Below are 1,876 nucleotides of genomic sequence, written 5' to 3'. Positions count from 1 at the left end.
CACCAAAGAAGTAGCTCGCCCGCCCGGCGACACGGGCAAACAAAAAGCCCTTCTCAGGCGGCTCAAAACACTTCTACGAGTTCTGGGGACAGTTTGCTTACTTCAAAAGGATCAACCGTTTCGTTGCTTTCCCAACGATAACACTCGTTGGTTAATACGGAACCAAGCTATCAACTACAGCAACACAACTGAAAAGCAAATCAGGAAGTAAGCGCCGACAGCCTAAGATCAGCACCCAGCACACGCACCAATTTACCTCGCTCATCGAAAACGGGCGCCGCCACTGTAAAACACAAGGCTTCAGTCGCTGCTGAACCGACTGGTGTATCAGGTTTTAGAAGAGCACAAAGCGATTAAGATATTGCAACTTGGACTCACTATGAATAAAAATGAACACAATAAGTCGAGGTACGGAAGCTAGTAAAGCTGCCAATTTTTAAAAGTGGGGTAAAAGTCAGGCCTTATATTTCACATTAAAGTGTAAGATGTAAGGCTTTGCTCAGATGTGCTCTCGGATTAAAGTGCCGAGTCTTAATAGACAATACGAGGGAGTGTAGAAGGTCAGTGCAATTAACACAGAAAAAGAAAGCAGCTAAATCTCCAACTAAATATCAGGTTCACAAAAGCGGCGCAGCTGTATGTGGTGCCTGTGGATATAAAAGAAAAACGACTGATTTGGCTCCTAAATGGCAGTGCCCGTCTTGCGAAGTCGCGTATGTCAAAGTGTCGAAGTCTTACAAAGAAAAAAATCGAGAGCCGATAAAAGAGCGCTACATTCGGCAAAAAAGAAAAACTCAGGAGGTCAAAGATAAAAAGGCTATTACAACCGGAGTAAGCTCATTGCTTCTGGGTACTAGCTTTTTATCAAAAGCAGCTAAAACTTGCGGGTGCGCGGCGGCATCAGGTATCGGTCTAAAACTGCTGGGTGCAAGTTTGATCCTTGGGTCGGTGATATATTTAATGTCCAAGCTGTCTGGGTAGATCAAGAGTAAAAAAAATTGGGTATCCTGTGAAAGTAAAGCCTGGTGGCGGAACTTTCGCATTAAAATGACTTTCTGTCTTCACAAGGATAGGTCTTATATAACAAACAACATGTTGTTGGGCTGACGATGCTCAAAACGCACGCGTGCTTCGAGTGTTATGGTGCATGGCAGAGATGAAAGCGAGATCGTTTTTCCGGGGAAGCCTGGTGCTTCCCATCTTGTTACCGCTGGCGTTGCTCCCGTTTGGCGCCAATGTGGTTTTGGCTATTCTGAGCTTGTCCTTGGGTTTTGGGGGAATTGCGTATCTCATCTTTGCTGTTCTAATTTTTGTGCGGTTAGGTCAGCTATCAACTGCAAAGAGCATGGAGAGGCTACTGTTCAAAGCTCCACTTCTGTTCATTCCCATTCAGGCAGCCACTTGGATACTATGGTTCTATATCCAGAAATTTAGTAATCCCGACTTAGCAGGTGGCTGGGAGGCCATTCCAGCATTCGGATTCTATGGGTTACTTATCGGATATACATACGTCACTTTTGTATATCTGTTTTATGTTCTATTACTCAAAGTGTGTGTAATTTGTGAGCAAGTGGATGCTCCATAATAAGCCGGATGGGTACATGCCCTTCGGCCACCGGACTTCACTGTTAGAAAGAGCCAGAGTCAGGTCTTGAATTGTGAATTTGGCTGTCGGGAGGTTGCTACGAAGTGCCGCTTTTGGCCCCCGTAGAGCCAGCCGAACGGAGGCCTGCTTTTTGGGGGTACGCGCACAGGACGTGCGCACAAGCATCGTCTGGCCAGGGATGGCCTGTCGATGCGGCCCGCAAAAACAGGCTGAAGAGAGGGAACCCGAAGGGCGGGATCTCCGGGGTGAGTTTCTTGGCTACTTCTTTGC

3 protein-coding genes are annotated in these 1,876 nt (G+C 46.7%); all 3 read left to right on the top strand.

What is annotated here, in order from left to right; genetic code table 11:
* Positions 1-211, top strand: a 211-nt coding sequence (locus D568_RS21950) for a hypothetical protein (protein ID WP_211211728.1), incomplete at its 5' end; no start/stop codon positions are given.
* 353 nt (positions 212-564) lie between these two features.
* Positions 565-981 (top strand): hypothetical protein, encoded by a 417-nt coding sequence (locus D568_RS21795; RefSeq protein ID WP_020211122.1) that lies wholly within the window; start codon positions 565-567, stop codon positions 979-981.
* Positions 982-1,147: 166 nt separating this feature from the next.
* Entirely contained in the window at positions 1,148-1,585 is a 438-nt protein-coding gene (locus D568_RS0118660) for a hypothetical protein (protein WP_020211121.1), read from the top strand.
* Positions 1,586-1,876 lie beyond the last annotated feature (291 nt).

It is taken from the genome of Gilvimarinus chinensis DSM 19667, assembly GCF_000377745.1.
Taxonomy (GTDB): Bacteria; Pseudomonadota; Gammaproteobacteria; order Pseudomonadales; family Cellvibrionaceae; genus Gilvimarinus; species Gilvimarinus chinensis.
Note: the sequence above shows the minus strand (reverse complement) of the source record. Positions and strands in the feature narration are given on the sequence as shown.

Bases quoted from the DNA above. Each gene is read 5' to 3' on its own strand.
- D568_RS0118660 (WP_020211121.1), top strand. From the start codon at position 1,148: ATGGCAGAGATGAAAGCGAGATCGTTTTTCCGGGGAAGCCTGGTGCTT.